This window comes from Ignavibacteriales bacterium (assembly GCA_016214905.1).
In the GTDB taxonomy this organism is placed as follows: Bacteria; Bacteroidota; Ignavibacteria; order UBA10030; family SZUA-254; genus PNNN01.
On sequence record JACRMQ010000008.1, the window covers coordinates 22972 to 42262 of the forward strand.

The following is a 19291-nucleotide window of genomic DNA, read 5'->3' on the forward strand; positions in this document are numbered from 1 at the left end:
ATAAAATATAATATTTGATTTGTGATGATCATGCCAAAATTATTCCGATTCATTTATTAAATCATGCAACAACCGGGAAATTAATTCCGATTGAACTTTGATGATGTTTCGTTGAATGGTGATCCCCTTGCATATACTTTTTCAGGAAAGAATTTTTCATCATCAGTCTGGTGGCAAGCAACAAATAATCTCTTCTAAATACATTCGTATCGGCTGAAAATTGGGGTACCTTCCACATATAAAATTGTTTATAACAATTTACGATAGCGTTATTAATCTCATCGAGTGTCATCGTTTTTGGTTTTACAATCGGAGTTATGAGATTATATTTTGAATAATCCCATTCTTCGATATAAGGTTTTAAATCTTTATATAAATCAGAGTAGGGCCAAGGTGTGATTGCAAGAAAATGTCCGAAATCGGGATTGTAGTGTTTAGCAAGCTCTAATGTAGTGGCTATTGATTCCTGCGTTTCATCCGGCATCCCAAGAACGAATGAGCATTCCGATATCATTCCGTTGGCAGCTATCAATCTGAGCGTCTCTTGAGATTGTTCGCACTTGATATCTTTCTTAAAAACATCAAGAGATGCCTGGTTGGTAGCTTCAACTCCGACATAAACGTGTAATATGTTTGCTTTGCGGTATTTCCATAAAATCTTTTCATCGCGAAGGATATCTTCAACCCGAGTTTCCATCAAAAGAGACATATCCATATTTTCATGAATCAATCTATCCAAAATCTCTTCCCAACGCTCACCGTTTTTTGTTGGATATTCATCCGATACCATCGCCACATTCACGCCGAATTTACTGTTGAGCAACTTAAGCTCATCAACAAATTTTTCCGCAGTCAATTCGCGATAACTCTTCTCCCAGAATTTTTGCTGTGAGCAGAAAATACAATCGTGCGGACAGCCGCGTGATGAATTAATCGTTGCCATCCTCGATTTGGGTAGAACGTAAAATGTATACAAACTGTAATCGAGCAAATCCCAAGCCGGATCAAGCGAGTTTAAATCGGTTACAAACGCCTGCGGACGTGTTGCAATAATTTTGTTTTCATCTTTATAAACAATCCCCGAAACCTTACCAAGATCATTGTCCCCATTGAGACAATTTAAAAGCGCGGGCATGGTTATTTCACCCTCTCCTCTCACAATGAAGTCTATGAACTGCGGAAAAAGCGAGAATAATTCATCGTACTGAAACGATGGATGAACATTCCCGAGCACGGTAAGAGCCGAAGGTTTTTCTTCTCTTGAAATTTTTAAAACTTCCGTTGCAGCAACGATACTTGCAGTGATAGAAGAAACACCGAGCATGTCGTATTCTTTACCGCGAAGATATTCCCGAATCTCTTCGAGCGAATGCTGAAGCGACATGCTGTCGTATATCTCCACATTGTAGCCATGCTTTCTTAATTCACCCGCGATATATACGAGTCCAAGGGGGGGCCAGAGTCCGGCAGACTCCAGAACTCCCGAATGATACGGCGGTGTTGCGAGTATTATATTTTTAATTTTCTTTTTCATTAAGGGACAAAATATTCAGAGTGTAACGATTTAGCCACGAACGGTAAAATAAAAATTGTGAAGATCGACATCGCGAAACATGTGACGAGGAACATTGCCGATTTTTTTCCGCGCAATTTCCAGAAAACACGTAAGTGAGCAAAGATACCATACATCAACCAGGTAATTAACGACCAGGTTTCAATCGGGTCCCAGCCCCAGTATCGTCCCCAGCTTACATCAGCCCAAATCGACCCGGCAATTATATTTATCGTCCAAAATATAAATCCGAAACCGGCAAACTTGTAACTGTAATCGTCGAGGATTTCCAGTGCTGGGAATTTCTGGTATCTAGGTTTCGATTCATTTTTTTCTTTTAGCAGATAGAGAACCGCAGCGCCTAAAGAAATAATGATCGAACCCGCGGCGAGTTTCGCAAAACCAACATGGAGAACTAACCAAAAGCTCCGCAAAGATGGGGGCAAGTTCACCATCTGAGGATTCGTGAACAATGCCACAGTAACCATAAAGAAAACAACCGGAATCACGAATAATCCTGCTGGTTGAATTTTTTTCCACTTCAAACTAAATGCTAAAAACAATACTACTGTAATCCATGCATCGGAGGATAGCACTTCATACCGTGTCATGTATGGACCGTGTCCCTGCTCTATCCATCTTAAAAGAAGTGCAACGGAATGCGGAATCAACCCGATTGCAGCAACTGCCAAAGCTTTTTTTATGTAGTTATCATTTTTAAAAACTAAACTGTATGCAAATAGAAATGTCGATACGATGTAGCAAACTACAGCCACCCAATGTATGATCACTTCATACTTCAACCATACGAGTTCCGACATTCAGTACTCCTTCCTCGATATAAAGTGATTCAATTAATTCATTGAACTCGTAATCAAAAATCGCTTTCTCTCTTCTTGCAACTCCTCCGAACGCAAGCTTCCAATTCTTTCCCACTTGATCAACAGAAATTAAAATCGTACTCGTCGGGAATACATAAACCATCACCAAGCCGATTAAAATTAATCCGAAACCGATGAAGGCATAAGGGACAAAAGGATTTTTCGTTACTATCAATCCGCTCCAGAATCGGATGTCAGAAAATGTCAGATTTGAATTTTCAAGTTTAATCGATTCACCCGGTTTAATGTTGCCCGAAAATTTCTTTTCACCTTGTTTGAATATTTCCATATAAAGTTCAGGATTCTTTAGTTCAAAAGATTGAATCGCGGGATCGGGAATCAATTTCATGGTCAGAATGTAATCTGTTGTCGGGAAATCGGACGTTCCAAAGTATGGTTTGCCTAATTTACCGGGGTGGTCAAGCGAAAAATAAGCAGGAATTGTTTGACCATCAATTTCAAGATTCAATCCAATTGTGTAACCAAAAGAAGTTGACTGATAAATTTTTACGCCATCAATTTCGTAAGGTTCATTGATAGAAAGTTTGGCGGGAATCGGCGACTCGTTATCTCTGCCGATTAATACGGAGCTTTTTAAAGATTTTATATCACCGTTGGAATAATATTCGGGTGAGAAATTTTGAAGCGAGACATTTATTGGCAGCGTGAACTCTTTCGCCAGCATACCGTTTTCTGTGTTTAAGAAATCTGCTTTCACACCGAAGAATGTATCTCTCTCAAGCAGCTGGACAAATCCCCTGTTCTGAAAAAGATATGTGCCCAAACCGGTAATAATTATGAGTGTTAAACCTAAATGAAAAACAGTTGTTCCCCATCTGCTGATGGGGTTCTTTCGCATTGAATACAAATTATCGGATTTATAGGACAACACAAATCCCTTCTTTTGAATTTTCTCTAAAATTATATCTAATGACTTTTTCTCAGAAATTAGAAAGGCAAAGTAATTTTTAAAATTCCTATCGGTAACAACGGAATTCTGCATTCCATCTGATCGCTTAACTGACAAATAAAGATTAAACAACGAATAGACAACAACAACAAGTAACACGGATATCACCACGAAAAATATTTCAGAAGTGAACACCCCATTAAGATTCAGAGATTCAGCTACATTGGCAAGAGTTCCGTTTGCTTCTTTCCATTGGTTGTACTGCTCTGGTGACGTGGCTGAAATTTGCGGAATAATCAATCCGATTAAACTCAAAATGCCAATGGAAGATATCAACAACAGAGCGGTTGAACGAGATAGAATAATATGTTGAAATTTTTTATGGATCATAACCACCTGCGTTTGAATGTGTTGTGCAACCGCTTTGAGTGCTGTAGCAATTTGATTTTGAATATCCGGTGCGACTAGCCGCTTTCTTAAACCCCCATATAACATTCACGTTTATAGCACCATCTCTGTATGCGTAAGGAGCAACATCAGAATTATAAGTAATTAACCTGCTTCGTTTAGCGCCATGAGGTACAGCTATATGGCAACTAACACATGGAATTCCAGTATAAGCTTTTCCGCCAATTGTTACAGAGCGAGAAGCATGTTCTGAGTGAGCATTATTTTGCCAAGTTGTGCCAACACGTAACGGATGACAACCTACACAGAAAAGATCGGTTGCCCAATTATTAGTGTTACTGTTAATGTCTCGAAGTGTCCACAAATTCGTTCCACCTGCATTTGTTGGCCAGTACTGAGCATTAGGTAGAGCGGCTGTCCCCCGCAACATAAATTTTCGAACAGAACCATGTGGACCTTGCGGAACAGTAGCAGATGTAACCTGATCGTTCCCGTGACAATCGGAACAATACATCGTTTGTGTGCCAACGCTGTTCCAAGCAGTAGACATTTGTGATGTTGCGAGTAATTTTGGAGTACCTGAACCCGTTTGGTTATTTAATGCGTATTGAACCGGATGAACTGATTTGTTCGCAACATTATATTCCATCGCCTGGTCGGTAATATTTATACCGGATGGACCAACTATGGTAGTTACACCATTAACAGCGGTTCCAAATGCGTTGTAAGAATGACATCGAAAACATATCTGATTTTCCTGTGTAACCGGATTGGTCGCTGTAAAAGTTGTCGGTTGGGTCCATATTGCGGCAGTACCTGGAATAACACCCCCAACACCGGTTAAGACATTTGATACGGCATTACTCTTCAATGTATGTAATCCATCTTTTGCCTGATGACCATTGTGGCAATCGTAACATTCGGCATGCCTGTTAGGAACATTTAAGCTCGTTGAGTTATCAGGATTTTTGTGTTTCGCGCTGACAGTATTCGTCGGATGTTTATAAGTTTTATTTGCCTGTGTTTGGATATCTTTTGTATTGGCTCCCGGAGTGGTTGAACCATGACAGCTTGTTTGATAACAAGTACTTTCCTCGGCAAAATCTAATAAATAAGGTATACCTTGACCGTTGTGCGATTGATGGCAATTTCGGCAAGCCCATTCACCAATTGTAGTAGCCGTTGATCCCGGTGGCGTATAACTTTGAGTAGAAGTTTTATGAATAGATGTTGCCCAATTTGTTTTATTATGGCAGAAGGTGCAAAGAGCTGCATTAGCGTTTGAGATTTGTAGAAATTTTCCGTTTGTGTTATGATGCGGTTCATGACATGAAGTGCATTCAACTTTACCGGTGGAGGCATCAGGATCCAATTTTATTGGAGTGGCCCATGGCCATGTTCTTGAAACCAACTCCGGATCCTTTGTAGGATCGTATCCGAATCCCACGGGATGATCGTTCGCTAAAGATGTACCCACATTCGTTGATTGAACTGCTGGCAATGTTGTTACACCACTCGCCATAGATATACTTCCTGCAGATCCAGATCCGGTGGTATTATAAACTGCACCGATAGCGATTGTTCCGTCGTGGCAAGCCAAACATAATTTTGATTTTGTACCCGGTTGCGTTGAGGCCGGATAACTTTTTGAAGTGAGATAGTCGCTACTATATAATGTATATGTAGCTGCAGTCGGTTGATGATTCCATAATTGTGAAGTAACTTGTTTACTGTGCGGAGTGTGGCAAAATACGCAAATCTGAGTTTCGCTGGTTGCTTTAATTGTACCGGTACCTGTTGTGCTTAAATTATGTTTCGAGTTTATAATACTTGTCTGAGAATAGCCTAAACAGAACATCAAGAATGAGGTAGACCCGGTTAACAGTATTTTTAAAAATTTTAATTTCACTTCATATACCTGAATATCTGCAATCGTTTATTAAGTGAATCGACAATATAAATTGTATCATTTTTGTCTATAGCTATACCGCTCGGATTCATAAACTCACCATCACCTGAACCTTTGCTTCCAACAACTAATAATAACACTCCATTATTATCAAAAATTTGAAAATTATCCATCAACGCATCCGTTACATAAACATGACCTTCAGAATCGAGCGCAATCGACTTGGGGTTTGCAAAACTGCCCCCGCTGTTTCCTACCCCCCCGAATTGTCCCATGAACTTGCCGGACGCATCACACATTTGAATCCGAAAATTCAGCGCATCCACAATATACATTGAGTTGCCAGCGCATAACTGGACCGGATAATTAAATTCTCCATCTCCACTGCCGCGTTTCCCGAATTCTGATATGTAATTTCCGCTCAGATCGAAAACGAAAATTTTATTCTGCCCCGTATCAACAATATATAACTTCCCATTGATGATCTGAATACCTGTGGGTCTTACAAAATTATTCCGGATTACGAATTGCAGTGAGAGGTCATCGTCTAAAACTAAAATTTCTTTCCGTTCCGAATCGGAGATATATAAATAACCATTCGATGCAAAAGCCAAACCTACGGGTGATTGAAACCGGCCAATCTTTGTTTCTGTGATGACTGAATATTCTTTATCATCCAGATTTAAAATGTGAATACATTTTGCACCCGGATCGGATATATAGATAACGCCCGATGGGGAAACCGTAATTCCGACCGGTTGAACAAATCCGTGCCTGGTTTCCATCCCGCCGAACAAAAAACTCAGCACACGAGAAAAAAATCCCTTCTCTGATGCTACCTCATCTAAATTTGAAATTGTGCGGAGATGTTTTACTCTCGTTTTTTGTGGTAATTGTGGCCAAACAAGTTCCGCGGAAGAACTTTGAGGCACTGCTTGTTCCATCAAAAAAATAGTGCTAAGCGATAATATTATGACCCGACAAATTTTTAACATGCTTAATTATAATATTTTCTCGCATTGAAACAAAGCAGTGCCTTAAGTTAAATATTTACTTTACGTGGCATGTAAAACAGAGTTCGCTGTTGGAATTCGATACCCTTAAAAATGTGGACACACCGGTAACACCATGCGGATCATGACAACTACCGCATTCGAGTGTTGCTGACGCTGCGGTTGTACCGTAAAGAGTTAACGATCTCGTCGGTGATGTTGCATCGACAGATACTTTTGTACCCGCAACTGTTTCCGTTCTTAAATCAGCATCTGTTAATCGACTTGTATTGTAAACAAAACCAATCGGGTGATCATTGGTTAGGTTTGTTCCAAGCCCCGTGTACCCTGTTGTATCAATTTTACCTGGAGCTGTAAAAACCGGAGCTGTTCCGGCACCGCTACCTGGATTATTCACAACGCTTGCCAATGTTATAGTACCATCGTGGCAGCTTAAACAATTTTTCGATACTGCACCCGGTTGCGGAACGGTTTGCTCCATAGTCGGACTGGAATAAACCGCATATGATGCAGTAGAGGCAGTCCGATTCCAGAGCAAGCTTGAACTCTGTGTAGAGTGTGGAGTATGGCAAAAAACGCAAACCTCGGTATAAGTGCTAGACGTGGTTTTCGGACCGGTTGTGGTTGAACCGAATGATAAATCGTGTTTACTGTTTCTGATCTGTGCAGATCCAACAACTGCAACAACCAAAATCAGTGTTATGATGTTTAGTAAGTATTTCATACGTAACTCCTTTAAGATATTAATTAATTATTACTGTTATTACTATTATTACTTTTATTATTATTCATTACCGATAAACTGAAAAACCTGAACGCGTGCGTTTAACTGATCTACAACATAAATATAATTGTCTTTATCTATAAAAATTCCAGCAGGTAATTGAAATTCAGCAATACCTGCACCTGCCTGTCCAACAAACATCAACGCTTCACCTTTATCGTTGAACAGTTGGAAATTATCGAATGCGGCATCGACGACATAAATATGTTCGAATGAATCGAGCGCTATACCTTTGGGACGTGAAAAATTCCCGGGTGTATTTCCAAGTTGTCCGAATTTTGATATGAAGTTCCCGTCAATATCGAAAATCTGAACTCGTCCGTTTATAGTATCAACTATATAAACTTTATTATTACGTACTGTGATATTTGTCGGAAAATTAAACTCGCCATCATTACCACCCCGCTTGCCGAACGTGAATAAAAATTTACCTTCATCGTTATAAACTTTAACCAAATGATTATTAGTGTCGACAATATATAATCGGTTAGAGGTCGAGTCATAAGCTATTCCCGTTGGTGAAGCAAATTCATTTTCTTCTCCGATTCCAAATAATAGATTACCCTCTATGTCGTACGCAAAAACACGCTTAACTTTTGAATCGGCAATGAACACTTTATTTGATGGAGTAATTGCAATACCGATCGGAGATTGAAGCTTCGCGCTTCCTTTATCGCCGATCAATCGAATTTGTTTTTGAGTAACATCGAATACGAATACCTTTTTCAAACTCGTATCTGAAACATAAATATTCTTTGTGGCATCAACCGCAACAGCATACGGCCGCTCGAAAGTTGTACCTGCATTTTCACCCGCAAGCGCTTTTAGAACCTTATCAATTCCTGATGATTCAAAAAAATCTTTTCCTTTTATGATATTTACCATTTTTATTCGGGGTGTTTCGGGTGGCGGAGGCCAGACATAATCAGGAATTGCTTCCTTCGATGCGCCGCAACCGAAAAGCAAGAGTAAATAAAAGTATATAATTATATGTGTAAATGATTTCATTATCTTTAGATTGTTCAATTATTGTGCCTTTATAAATTATCGTTTTAATTCAACTAATACGGTTTTCCATATCACAAATGATATTAATTGTGCCATATAACACTATGCGAAAAAACATAAAATTTAGGACTGGAGCGTTAATTTCGTTAATGCCGGAACTAACAACTCCAATCCTTTCTCTCAGGCAAGGGGTATTGCGAAGAGAGTTATTTATGATTTCAAATTTTAGCCTTTGGATCTTGGAATCAATCATTTATAATCCAATATTAAAAGGTCTTGCTATGCTGAACCAGATGTCGTGACGGGTATCTATGAACCTGAATTCCTGCAACCGCAACTGAAATGCAAGTGCCCGCCAGCCATAAACGAATTCGATTGTTTGTTCAAAATATGGTCTTCTATAATATATATCATACGATCGGTTGAGACGATAATTCATTGATAGATCTTGTATAAAGAAACGACCACTATTTATATTTGCCATCAGTCCGTATAAATGGCCTGAAATACCGTTTGATATCCAACTTATACTACCTTCAACTGAAATTGTAAAAGGGCTATATAAGTAGAGAGACATATTCAATTGCTCTCTTAATTTTATCGTTTGATATTTATAAAAAAGCTCGTTTGTATTTGACCGTCGTTCATTGTGAAATTCAACACCTGTTTGAGAATTTATTTCGTACGGTAATGTTTTACCGAGCGTCATATTCAACATATTATTTATCTCATCTCGCCCAAGATATCCCTTAATCCTGGTCATGTTAAACGATTGATTAACGTTTATTTGATATCCACCCGATGTAGTTTGAAGACTGTTTGTCAAACCCCCAACGTAAGACCTCTGACCTAAAAGGGAAACTTGCTTTGCATAACCGAACGATAATCCGTTGGAAAATGTGATGTCGCTGATCGATCTCATATGTTGTATTGTTCCGGTTCCTGTTAAATTATCGGTGCGTTGTTTGTAACTGCCGTTCTGCTGAAGATAAATATCGTAAGTCGATTGGTTGCCAAACGAAATTGCGTAATTAAAATTTTCATTCTGCAAAAACTGAATAGTTTGTCCTATACCCAGCGTTGTTGACGATGCTGATTGAGAGCTTGCATTTCGAGTCAATATATTAGTGTTAAGCCTGAATTTCTCGAACAATGTACCGTTATAAATACCATTGGCATTTATCATAGATGTATTTTCGAACTTATAATATTCTGAAGTAATATCTGCATGATGATTGGGGGAAAATTCTTTGTTACCGCTCATCTGGAACCGGAGGTACCTTAACCTGTTGTTCGTAAAACTTTCGTAATTCTCACTAAGAGACCCGGATAAACTAAACGAACCATCCTGTGTGGATTGAGACATATTAACAATAAGCTCCTGCATAACTTGATTGAACCGGTTCAACGACAGATCCGACCAATGACGGTTTCGTTGATATGCAACGGATGTTGTTGGCAAGAATTTTAAACTCATGGTCGACAACTCAATGCGCTGTTGTTGTTGCCGATAGTCATTGAAGCCGACATTAAATTTACTGAATTGTGAAGATGATTTGATTTGTTGATCTCTGGCAGAAAACGATAGTCGCACCGGCAATCGTTGCAGAGCATTGACATTCAGATCATAGAACCCGATAACGGTTTGCTTGTAAGAACTGTTGACTCCGGCAAAAGATGAAGTGTTATAATTTATATTGATGTTGGTGCGGGCATCGAAGGAAAAAATCATGGGGGACAAAATATAACCCGCCGTCCCCAAAATAAATTGTGGATTCTTGCGTACCAATTTATAAAAAGCGCCGCCGCTATAAGCATCCTGATATTGATGCTGATACCTCAGTTCACCACCAATTGATGAAAACTGACTGACCCCATTATAAATAGATAGCACTAATAAAAGCGCTATAATAAATACTCGCTTCACTTTTCCCCTTGCCAAAATTGTTTGTGCGACTCATCTTTGAGATGAGCCGCACAATATTAACTGTTGCTTACTTAATATGACATGAAATACAAAGAACGCCACCATCGCTTGAAACACGAGTCATTTTGCTCGTGCCATGCGGGTTGTGGCAGCTACCGCATTGCATCATATCGTTGTAAAGCGGTAAATTGTTTAATGGGGTGGCTTGTAATGCGCCGTCAGCAGTTACTAATGCTGCGTCGTATACAAAGTTCACCGGATGTGTATGTGATAAACCGGTTCCATATTTGGTTCCACCATGAAGATTGGCTGCATCACCAACTGTCTGGTTTTCTATTGCGGTTGTCCATGTGCCACCATAGGGGCGTTTTTCATATGCTGTTGTGGTGAACAACGCACTACCATCGTGGCAGCTCATACACATTGAACTGACATTATCCTGACCAGTCGCTAATGCGGTTGGTGTGGCATCCATTGTTGCGCTTGAATAGACACCATATGCGGTTCCTGCTGTCAACGCTTTACGCGACCATAGCGGTGCTTTGATTCCGGTTGAAGGAACGTGTGGGGTATGACAATATGCGCAAACCTTCTCCGATGCACCCTTGATGGTGTTCGCAGAGGAAGCTGCAAAGTTGTGCTTACTTGTAGCCATTCCTAATGTTGGTGTTTGACTCATTACGAATGTTGTTGCTACGAGTATCATTACTGCTACAACTAAAAGTTGTTTCATAAATTACTCCTTGATTAATGATTTTGTTTTTACTGCCTCGTGATTGAACAGAATCCTTTCCCTCATGAGGCATTGAGGAAGTGGATTTTTGATTTTTAACTAATCTACTTTTAACAGTTGAAATACCTGTATCCTCTGGTTCAACTGGTCTGCAACGTAAATTGTATTTTTTTGGTCGATTGAAATTCCGACTGGATTTTGAAATCCCCAATTATCTTTATTAGAGAACCTACCTACATACATAAGCAGTTCAAAATTCTGATTAAAGATCTGATAGTTTTGATGCATTGCATCGACTACATAGATATTTTGATACGTATCGAGAGCTATACCCTTGGGACGTGCGAATGTGCCAAAGATATTCCCTTGCTGTCCGTATTTCCGTAAAAACTTTCCTTGTGAGTCGAACTGTTGTATCCGGAAATTAAACGCATCCACTACATAAATATTTCCTGCCGTATCAACTGCAACGCTTTGAGGGAAATTAAATTCACCATCTGCATCACCGCGCTTACCTATCGTCAATAATGAATCTCCGCTTTCGGAATAAATAAATACCTGATGATTTTTGTTATCTGCAACAACCACCCGTTTATTCAATTTATCGTATTCAACATCAACCGGGTTCTGGAAAGCACCTGACTTTCCGATAAGATTTAAAAATTTCCCTTCAGGAGTAGTGACAACAACCTGACCAATTTCTGCAATACCGATGAATAATTTCCCATTTCCGTAAGCAAGTCCAAGCGGATTGCCGAGCGGAACGGGAATATTTTCTCCAAGAACTGAAACCTTTTTCTGTTTTTCATCAAAGACTATGATACCCTGCGCAACATCGGTAACAAAGATTAATCCATTACCATCGCTGCAAACATCGAATGGACGAGAAAGTGCGATGGTTCCTGTTTTCCCGGTTAAAGCTTGAGCGAAAATTCCAAACTTTGAAAGAAAATCGTCTTCACTCGAAAAAGTTTTTACATATTTAATGCGTGCTTCATCAGGCGGGCTGGGCCAAACAACATCTTCTTTCTGAATATTCTTTGAACCACATCCATAGAATGAGTTGGCACAAATTACTGTTACAACTATCAATATTTTTTTCAATATATCTTTCATAATCAACATAGATAAACTTTACTTGTGTGGATCATCCTTTTTTTCGTTCTTCTTATCATCCGGATTTCCCGGTTTATTGACTTCTTCTTCAGACGGAATCGGTTGAATAGTTTGCCCGATACCTTTTTCCTCTGTAGACATTTTTTCCATATCTTCAAATGATGGAATAACAACCTTCAGTGCTGCAGGCGGCTTCGGAGACAAGTTCAAATCGGCAGTGGCAAGTGAAAAGCCAGCGGAAAAAATCCACGACGACATCGGCTTAGAGTGCATATAACCACCGCTAATTTGAACGCTGATGTTGGAAAAGATTCTAACCATTCCGCTCAGCATACCTTGTTTTTCTCTCATCCCGAAATAATTATAGATGCCTTCACCGCCAATTTTAAATTCACTGCTTAGAGGATATGTTCCGCCAACGGCAGTCACCGGTAAATATTTATGGTTAATATTCATAGCTCCGGCAATTACGATTGGATTAAAATTACCAATCGATCTGCCGCCGATGAAGAAGAACCGCGTAGTATTCTGTGGAAACAGTCCCTTCTCAGACGAGAGCGGTGATGAGATGGTTTCACACCAGATGGCAAGATGCCCAATCACAGGAACCCTGAACGGCAGAAGAAACTTACCACCGATTCCATATGAGACATCTGAACTGATTGCACCTGTTTGCTCGCTGTACATTGAAATAAACGCTTCGAGATTTGTCGAAAATCCGCCATGAAGAGTGTACACATTAAATCCTTTCATGCCGCCACGAAGGAAATCAACGCGACTCATATTGACACGCAACTGGGAAGATGGCGCAACGGAAATTGTGGGAGCTATGACGATGCTCGATCCGCCGGAAATTCCTAAATCGGTAAATGTTGTTTGCGCGGTGGCAATAGTTGCCATAGCAAACAATAAACAGAGTGATCGGTATGTATTTACTTTTGATGACATTGCATACACACTGCCATTGAACCGCCGCCGGCTTTCAACAATGATTGGTTTTCAGAGCCATGCGGTTTGTGGCAACTTACACATGAAATTTCTTCGTTCGATTCTTTATTCAATTTCGAAAATCGGAGCGGATGCTTATCAACAGGGTGATTCACGAGATGATTTTCATGACATCCCGTGCACAACCTATAAATTTCTTTTTTTAATATATTCGGTTGATCGGACGCATGCGGTGAATGACAGATACCACAATCGTTTGCCACCGGATGCTGCACCGCTGAGTTTTCAACTTCATCTTTTTTCTCGGAGTGGCAATCGTAGCAAACACCCGGTACTCCTTTCGCAACAATTTCAATATTTTTTTCTGCTGATCGTTCATGGCAAACTGAACAATCTTTAGGTTCTGCTGCGGGTCCATGTTTCACTAATCCTCCGGCGATTTGCGTGTGACACAGGCCGCAATTCTCGCGCAAACCTTGGGCATTCACTTCACCGGGTAATTCTTCATGACAGGTCGCACATGTCGATGCAAGTTGTGAACCATGGAAATGTGCTTCACGCGATTCACTGCTTCGAGCGTCTGATACGAACCGGATGTAAAATTCTTTCGAATCGTTTTTATTACCGTTATCGGCAAAATATATTCTGTTCACACCGGGCAATAATTGTATCGACGTGTAATATAAAATCTGATCAGGATTAAGTGGGTCGAGATGAGTTGAAGTGTAAACGGTATCTTTCCATCCTCTAATATGAAGCAGAACATGTGAAGCACTTATATTTTGAACCTGATTGATAATTTCGGCGAATTGCGGTAATTGCCAAAAAGATCGAACAGTTACAGTATCTGTATAAGAAAAATTAACCGAATCGGCTTTTGAGAATCCGTTGTAAAACAGAAAAGAGGTAGATACTAATTCGAGCGTCGACTTCGGAGGAAATAATTTAAAAACCTCTTTGGCAAAATTATCTTTATTGGTCTTGTTGCTGATATCAATCAATTTTTCAACCGACCATTGAGTGGAAATTAATAAGCCGGCCGTTTGTTCCTTTGGTGCCGATATTAAAAACAATTGTCCCTGATCGAATGCGAGCGAATCCGGATATATCGGTGCTAGAACCGTTAATGTAGACCTCGGTGCATCGCCCAGAAAACAGACAATGCAAAGAACGAATAGAATTGATATTGTGAGATATTTATTAATCATTTGTAGAAACAGTGAAGCGTATGAATTATTTGTGCATGTTTAATGCCAGATTATTTCATTATTTATTAACTATTTTCGGCATTTTGGCAACCACCCTTTGGGGTGGTGTGTGCCATTACACTCATACGATTGCGTGATATATCTTCAAGGTTGAGAACGGGTAAATCGTGATTTGGTATAATGTTAACTGGATTTACAGACTAAGAAATCAGTGCTTTCACTTTCTAAGATTTGAAGTGAATCTGCTTAGAAGATCTGGAATCTCAGCCAGGTTAAAAGGTTTTTCAATGAAACGATCGACTGAAGATTGTAAATTATTTTGGTATGCGAGAGAGTCTCCATAAGCACTCATCATAATAACAGGCACATTTGGGAAATTTGCTTTTATTTTAGAAGCGACCTGAAAACCATCTATATTCGGCAGCTTGTAATCTGTCAGCACAATGTCAAAATGCGATGATAATGATTTTTCAATCGCTTCCTCTCCGCTATCAACTATAGTCACGGCAAAACCGGCTTTCCTGAGAACGTGAGATAACGACCATCCGATAAGAGCTTCATCTTCTACGATCAAAACTTCTATCAGTGAACTTTGTTTTTTGGGTATAGATTCAATAAGATTCATAGCAGACTTTAATAAATGACAAAGTCTGTGCCACCAATCTCATTTCATAAAATGGTAGAAAAACTAAGAATTGGATTATTGATGAATTATAAATCTAATCAGTTGTGAGTTAAATAACTCAACTGAGTGATTCGCCTCATCCGTCTCATAATAGATTGTGCTTCTTCATTCTGTAGCGCAGCGTATCTCGGCTGATCTTCAAAATCTTGGCAGCTTGCGATTGGTTGGAGTTAGTTTTTTCAAGCGCTCTCGATAAAATTTGCTTTTCTATATCATCTAACGATTGACCAGATGAGCCAAGCTCGAACGCAAATTCGGGTTTTTCATGTCTTAATTTATGAATGTGCCCTAGCTCTATCGAGTGCGAAAAAATATATTCTCCATCGTCCATTAAAACAGCACGTTCAACAACATTTCTTAATTCGCGGACATTACCGGGCCATTCATATTCTAAAAATATTTTTTTTGCTTCCTCAGAAACACCTTTAAAATTCTTATGAAAAGCAATGTTGAATTCATGAACGAAATATTCGGCAAGCGTTATGATATCGTCACCGCGATCACGAAGCGGCGGCATTTGAATAGTTGCAACGTTTAATCTGTAATACAAATCGGAGCGAAATTTATCTTGTTTCACCAATTGTTCGAGCGGTTGATTTGTTGCAGCAATGATGCGGACATCGACACTTATATCATGAGTCCCACCCACTCTTTGGAATACCTTTTGTTCCAGCACTCTTAACAATTTAACTTGAACTTTTGGAGATATATCTCCTATCTCGTCGAGTAAAATCGTTCCGCTATCAGCAATCTCAAATAAACCCTTTTTCTGTTGACGAGCATCCGTGAAGGCGCCTTTCTCGTGACCGAATAATTCGCTTTCAACAAGCGTTTCCGTAAGCGCAGAAAAATTCACAGGTAAAAAAGATTTATCACGCCTATCGCTGAGAAAATGAATCGCTTTTGCCGCAAGCTCTTTTCCCGTTCCGCTCTCACCGGTAATCAACACCGTTGTGCCGCTGCTTTGAGCAATTTTATTGATCTGCTCACCAACCTTCTTCATTGGCGGAGACGAACCGAGTATTCCGGAAAATCCGCCGTTCTTTTCTTGATCTTTCAACAATTGTGCAACCTGACGTTTCAATCGCGTTGATTCGCAAGCTCTCTCGAGGATTATTTTTAATTCTTCGATATTCAACGGTTTAGTTATATAATCAAAAGCTCCCAGCTTTAGCGCCTTAACTGCGGTATTGGACTTATCGACTGCCGTCAACATGATTACTGGCATAATTCTGTTGGTTTGCTGTATTTCAGTCAAAAGATCTATTCCTGTCCCATCTGGTAACATCTGATCTAAAATCATGATATCGGGATCATTATCGTCGATTGCCCGGCGAGCAGAATTGACCGATTCTGCTTCGATAACTTCGAATCCGCTCTTAATTAATTCTTGCTTCAACGACCATCGGATCAGACGCTCGTCGTCAACAATCAATATTTTTTTGCAATACATTTTACCGTGACTAGTCTATTTTTTTGGGAAGTATTATTGTTACTGTTGTACCTACATTAACATGGCTTTCAATCGAAATTGTTCCACCATGTTGTTCAATTATGCGTTTTGTAATCGTCATCCCCAATCCTGTGCCTTTATGTTTAGTAGTATAGAATGGTTGAAAAACACAACTCAATTGTTCGGCTGGAATTCCTCTCCCGGTATCTCTAACTTCAATTTTTACTTTTGTTTCTGAATCGTAAACAAGGACATCAACTACTCCTTTACCGTCAAGCGCTTGCAAAGCATTTAATGTGATGTTCCATAAAATTTGCTGAATTTGTTTTTTATCGGCATTTATTGAGATTTTATTTGACGTGAGATTGGTACGGATATCCGCGTTTATTTGTTTGCTTTGGGGAGATAACAACCCGATTGTTCTTCGAATAATTTCAGCAATATCTATTTCAACAAATTCAGGTTTAACCGGTCTTGCGTAACTCAACAAATCGTTAATCGCATAATTTACTCGTTCAAGTTGTGCTATCATTTCAGCAATAATTTCTTTTCGTTCATCATCAACTTTTGTCTCGTTATTGAAAATATGCAGAGCTCCAAGAACTCCGGCAATAGGATTTTTTATCTCATGGGCGATTCCTGCAGCCATTTCTCCTGTGGTTGCTAATCTATCTGCATGTTCCATCTGTATTTGGTGAAGATCACGAATTTTTTCGTTAGCATCGTTCAACCGATATGTTAATCGGTTGAATGCACGCATGACGCTTGTTACTTCATCTTCCCTTTCTGGGACTATCAATTCACTGAATTGTACTCGTTCTCCTTTTTCATATCTATCAATCTGCTGTTCAACTTCACCGATTTGATTCCGCAATTTTTTTATGGGGCGTAAAACCACGACAAGAAGTGCAATGAAAAGCATCGCAGCAAGACCAACGAACGTTATGATTGTCATTAAAATATTCGTCGTTCTATGCTGCATCGCAACACTGCGGATATCATCCATAGATATTTTTACGCCAAGAAAACCTTTTGTCGATGTTGGCTCGGTATGACATCGAAAACAATCGGTTTTTTTTTCTATGGGAGTTATGATGTACTCATATGTTAATCCATTCTCATTAATAAATAAGAATTTTTCACCGGGATATTCAGGAAGCGCTTTAAAACTTTCGATTGGTAGTTTTTCTGTCCTCCCACTTGAACTGGCACCTAATTTTATTTCACCATCTTCACCAAGAATCAGAATATCGGTCGCCTGATGGGTTGAAACCATCCTGTTCAACGCTGATTGCAACTGCTGATTTTCACCACTCATCATGATATATTCGAGCAGAGTCTTGCTTAACTCTGCCACACCGTGGGCTTGCGATTGTGAACCCCTTTCTAACATTCTATAACCGGTATAGTGGGCAAAATAAACGAACCCCCCGCCAGCGAGAATGAACACAAACAGCATGGCAACGGCGATTTTTGCCGTTAATGAGGGAAATATCTTATCAAGGAGCTTAATTATGTTGATATTATTAATATGCACTTACTAAGATAAGAATTTTTTTTGAATTTTGTTGCGTTAAATCACGCATCACTGCTTTCTTGCTGTTTTCAGAGATTTAATTGAATTAAAAAGATACGATTATCTGAAAAGAAAAATAATTATAAGTCTGACTTCAGGAGGGAGAGATATTGAAACGAGGTATTAATATTCTCAAAAGTTAAAGATGAATTCTTTTGAAAATATTTTTCGAAAGGAAATATTTTTAGTTTACAATTTTTAATAAAATTGTGGACAGAAAGATTCTTATTATTGAGCGCAATCTCCAACTCGGTGCGACAACTATTTTTATATATGCCGGGGAATGGTTGAACATTACCATTAATTGAGTATGTGATAATATCACCATCATCGGATAATTTAATTAAAGAATGTATAACTTCTTTTTCAATCATGGGAATGTCGCACGATGTAACAAATAAATTTTTACGGATGTTTATCATCGCAGCATGAATGCCAGCAAGTGGTCCAGAATTTTTATAATGATCGTTGTAAATTGGCAGATTCATAAATTTATATACTTCCAAATCATCCGAAATGACAATTACTTTTTCAAAAAAATATTTCAGTGTTTCAGCGATATGTTGAATAAACGGTTTGCCGCGGAATTCGAGCATTGCTTTATTCTGTCCCATCCGTGAACTTTTCCCGCCGGCGAGGATTACCCCAACGATATGTGTTCTTAATTCTATCAATCAATTATCCCAACACTTCTGTATTAATTATTTTTGGTACGGTAACGATATAGATTTCATCACCGATTTTAACAATCCCACCTTTTAGTACTCGCGCGAAGATGCCCTCCCGAGGCATAACACAATCACCTGCATGATAATAAATTGCGCATTTGGAATGACATTCTTTTCCGATTTGAGTTATTTCTAATACTGACCCTCCAATAATTATTTTGTCACCGATGAATAATTGTGGAAGATTCAAAAATTCTGTCGTGATGTTCTCTGCGAAGGCTCCCGGTCGGACGTTTAATCCCTTTGCGTGCATCTTTTTAATGCTCTCAATTGCAAGAAAGCTTATCTGACGATGCCATTTGCCGGCGTGTACATCACCTTCTATCCCCCAGTCTTCGATGAGCTTCACGCCATCAACATTTGTCTTGGGGATCCCTTTTTTCTTGCTGATATTAAGGGCAACGATTTTGCCTTTTGATTCGTTATTAGTCATTCGTATTTCGTTATTTGCT

The 19291-nt window shown here is 39.3% G+C and carries 17 protein-coding genes; all 17 read right to left on the bottom strand.

Annotated features, from left to right (window positions below):
- Positions 1-61: 61 nt before the first annotated feature.
- The 17 genes from HZB59_12990 to HZB59_13070 all read right to left on the bottom strand — a co-directional run bounded on the left by HZB59_12990 (position 62) and on the right by HZB59_13070 (position 19272).
- Positions 62-1534, bottom strand: a complete 1473-nt coding sequence (locus tag HZB59_12990; protein ID MBI5022344.1) for a cobalamin B12-binding domain-containing protein — start codon at positions 1532-1534, stop codon at positions 62-64.
- Entirely contained in the window at positions 1534-2373 is an 840-nt protein-coding gene (gene ccsA / locus HZB59_12995; GenBank protein MBI5022345.1) for a cytochrome c biogenesis protein CcsA, read from the bottom strand. The genes HZB59_12990 and ccsA overlap by 1 nt, the downstream gene beginning before the upstream one ends.
- A complete protein-coding gene (locus tag HZB59_13000; GenBank protein ID MBI5022346.1) occupies positions 2345-3733 on the bottom strand; it encodes a cytochrome c biogenesis protein ResB in 1389 nt (462 codons plus the stop codon). Before HZB59_13000 ends, ccsA begins: the two co-directional genes overlap by 29 nt.
- The gene (locus HZB59_13005) at positions 3723-5660 is read right to left on the bottom strand and encodes a hypothetical protein (protein MBI5022347.1); all 1938 of its coding nucleotides are present in this window, start codon (positions 5658-5660) and stop codon (positions 3723-3725) included. The genes HZB59_13000 and HZB59_13005 overlap by 11 nt, the downstream gene beginning before the upstream one ends.
- Positions 5657-6655: a 6-bladed beta-propeller gene (locus HZB59_13010; GenBank protein MBI5022348.1), complete on the bottom strand. Its 999-nt coding sequence runs from the start codon at positions 6653-6655 to the stop codon at positions 5657-5659. Before HZB59_13010 ends, HZB59_13005 begins: the two co-directional genes overlap by 4 nt.
- A gap of 55 nt (positions 6656-6710) precedes the next feature.
- Positions 6711-7397: a cytochrome c3 family protein gene (locus tag HZB59_13015; protein ID MBI5022349.1), complete on the bottom strand. Its 687-nt coding sequence runs from the start codon at positions 7395-7397 to the stop codon at positions 6711-6713.
- A gap of 60 nt (positions 7398-7457) precedes the next feature.
- Positions 7458-8465 (bottom strand): 6-bladed beta-propeller, encoded by a 1008-nt coding sequence (locus HZB59_13020; GenBank protein ID MBI5022350.1) that lies wholly within the window; start codon positions 8463-8465, stop codon positions 7458-7460.
- 253 nt (positions 8466-8718) lie between these two features.
- Complete coding sequence (locus HZB59_13025; GenBank protein ID MBI5022351.1) at positions 8719-10392, bottom strand: hypothetical protein; 1674 nt, start codon at positions 10390-10392, stop codon at positions 8719-8721.
- A 67-nt stretch (positions 10393-10459) separates the two neighbouring features.
- Positions 10460-11125 (bottom strand): hypothetical protein, encoded by a 666-nt coding sequence (locus HZB59_13030; GenBank protein ID MBI5022352.1) that lies wholly within the window; start codon positions 11123-11125, stop codon positions 10460-10462.
- A 99-nt stretch (positions 11126-11224) separates the two neighbouring features.
- A complete protein-coding gene (locus HZB59_13035; protein ID MBI5022353.1) occupies positions 11225-12250 on the bottom strand; it encodes a 6-bladed beta-propeller in 1026 nt (341 codons plus the stop codon).
- A 9-nt stretch (positions 12251-12259) separates the two neighbouring features.
- Entirely contained in the window at positions 12260-13189 is a 930-nt protein-coding gene (locus HZB59_13040; GenBank protein MBI5022354.1) for a hypothetical protein, read from the bottom strand.
- Positions 13174-14397: a hypothetical protein gene (locus HZB59_13045; GenBank protein ID MBI5022355.1), complete on the bottom strand. Its 1224-nt coding sequence runs from the start codon at positions 14395-14397 to the stop codon at positions 13174-13176. Before HZB59_13045 ends, HZB59_13040 begins: the two co-directional genes overlap by 16 nt.
- Before the next feature lie 217 nt (positions 14398-14614).
- Positions 14615-15022, bottom strand: a complete 408-nt coding sequence (locus HZB59_13050) for a response regulator (protein MBI5022356.1) — start codon at positions 15020-15022, stop codon at positions 14615-14617.
- A 145-nt stretch (positions 15023-15167) separates the two neighbouring features.
- Complete coding sequence (locus HZB59_13055; GenBank protein MBI5022357.1) at positions 15168-16535, bottom strand: sigma-54-dependent Fis family transcriptional regulator; 1368 nt, start codon at positions 16533-16535, stop codon at positions 15168-15170.
- A gap of 10 nt (positions 16536-16545) precedes the next feature.
- On the bottom strand, positions 16546-18072 hold the full coding sequence (locus HZB59_13060) for a hypothetical protein (GenBank protein ID MBI5022358.1): 1527 nt from the start codon (positions 18070-18072) through the stop codon (positions 16546-16548).
- 119 nt (positions 18073-18191) lie between these two features.
- Positions 18192-18785: a molybdenum cofactor guanylyltransferase gene (locus HZB59_13065; GenBank protein MBI5022359.1), complete on the bottom strand. Its 594-nt coding sequence runs from the start codon at positions 18783-18785 to the stop codon at positions 18192-18194.
- A 4-nt stretch (positions 18786-18789) separates the two neighbouring features.
- Entirely contained in the window at positions 18790-19272 is a 483-nt protein-coding gene (locus HZB59_13070; protein ID MBI5022360.1) for an MOSC domain-containing protein, read from the bottom strand.
- Positions 19273-19291 lie beyond the last annotated feature (19 nt).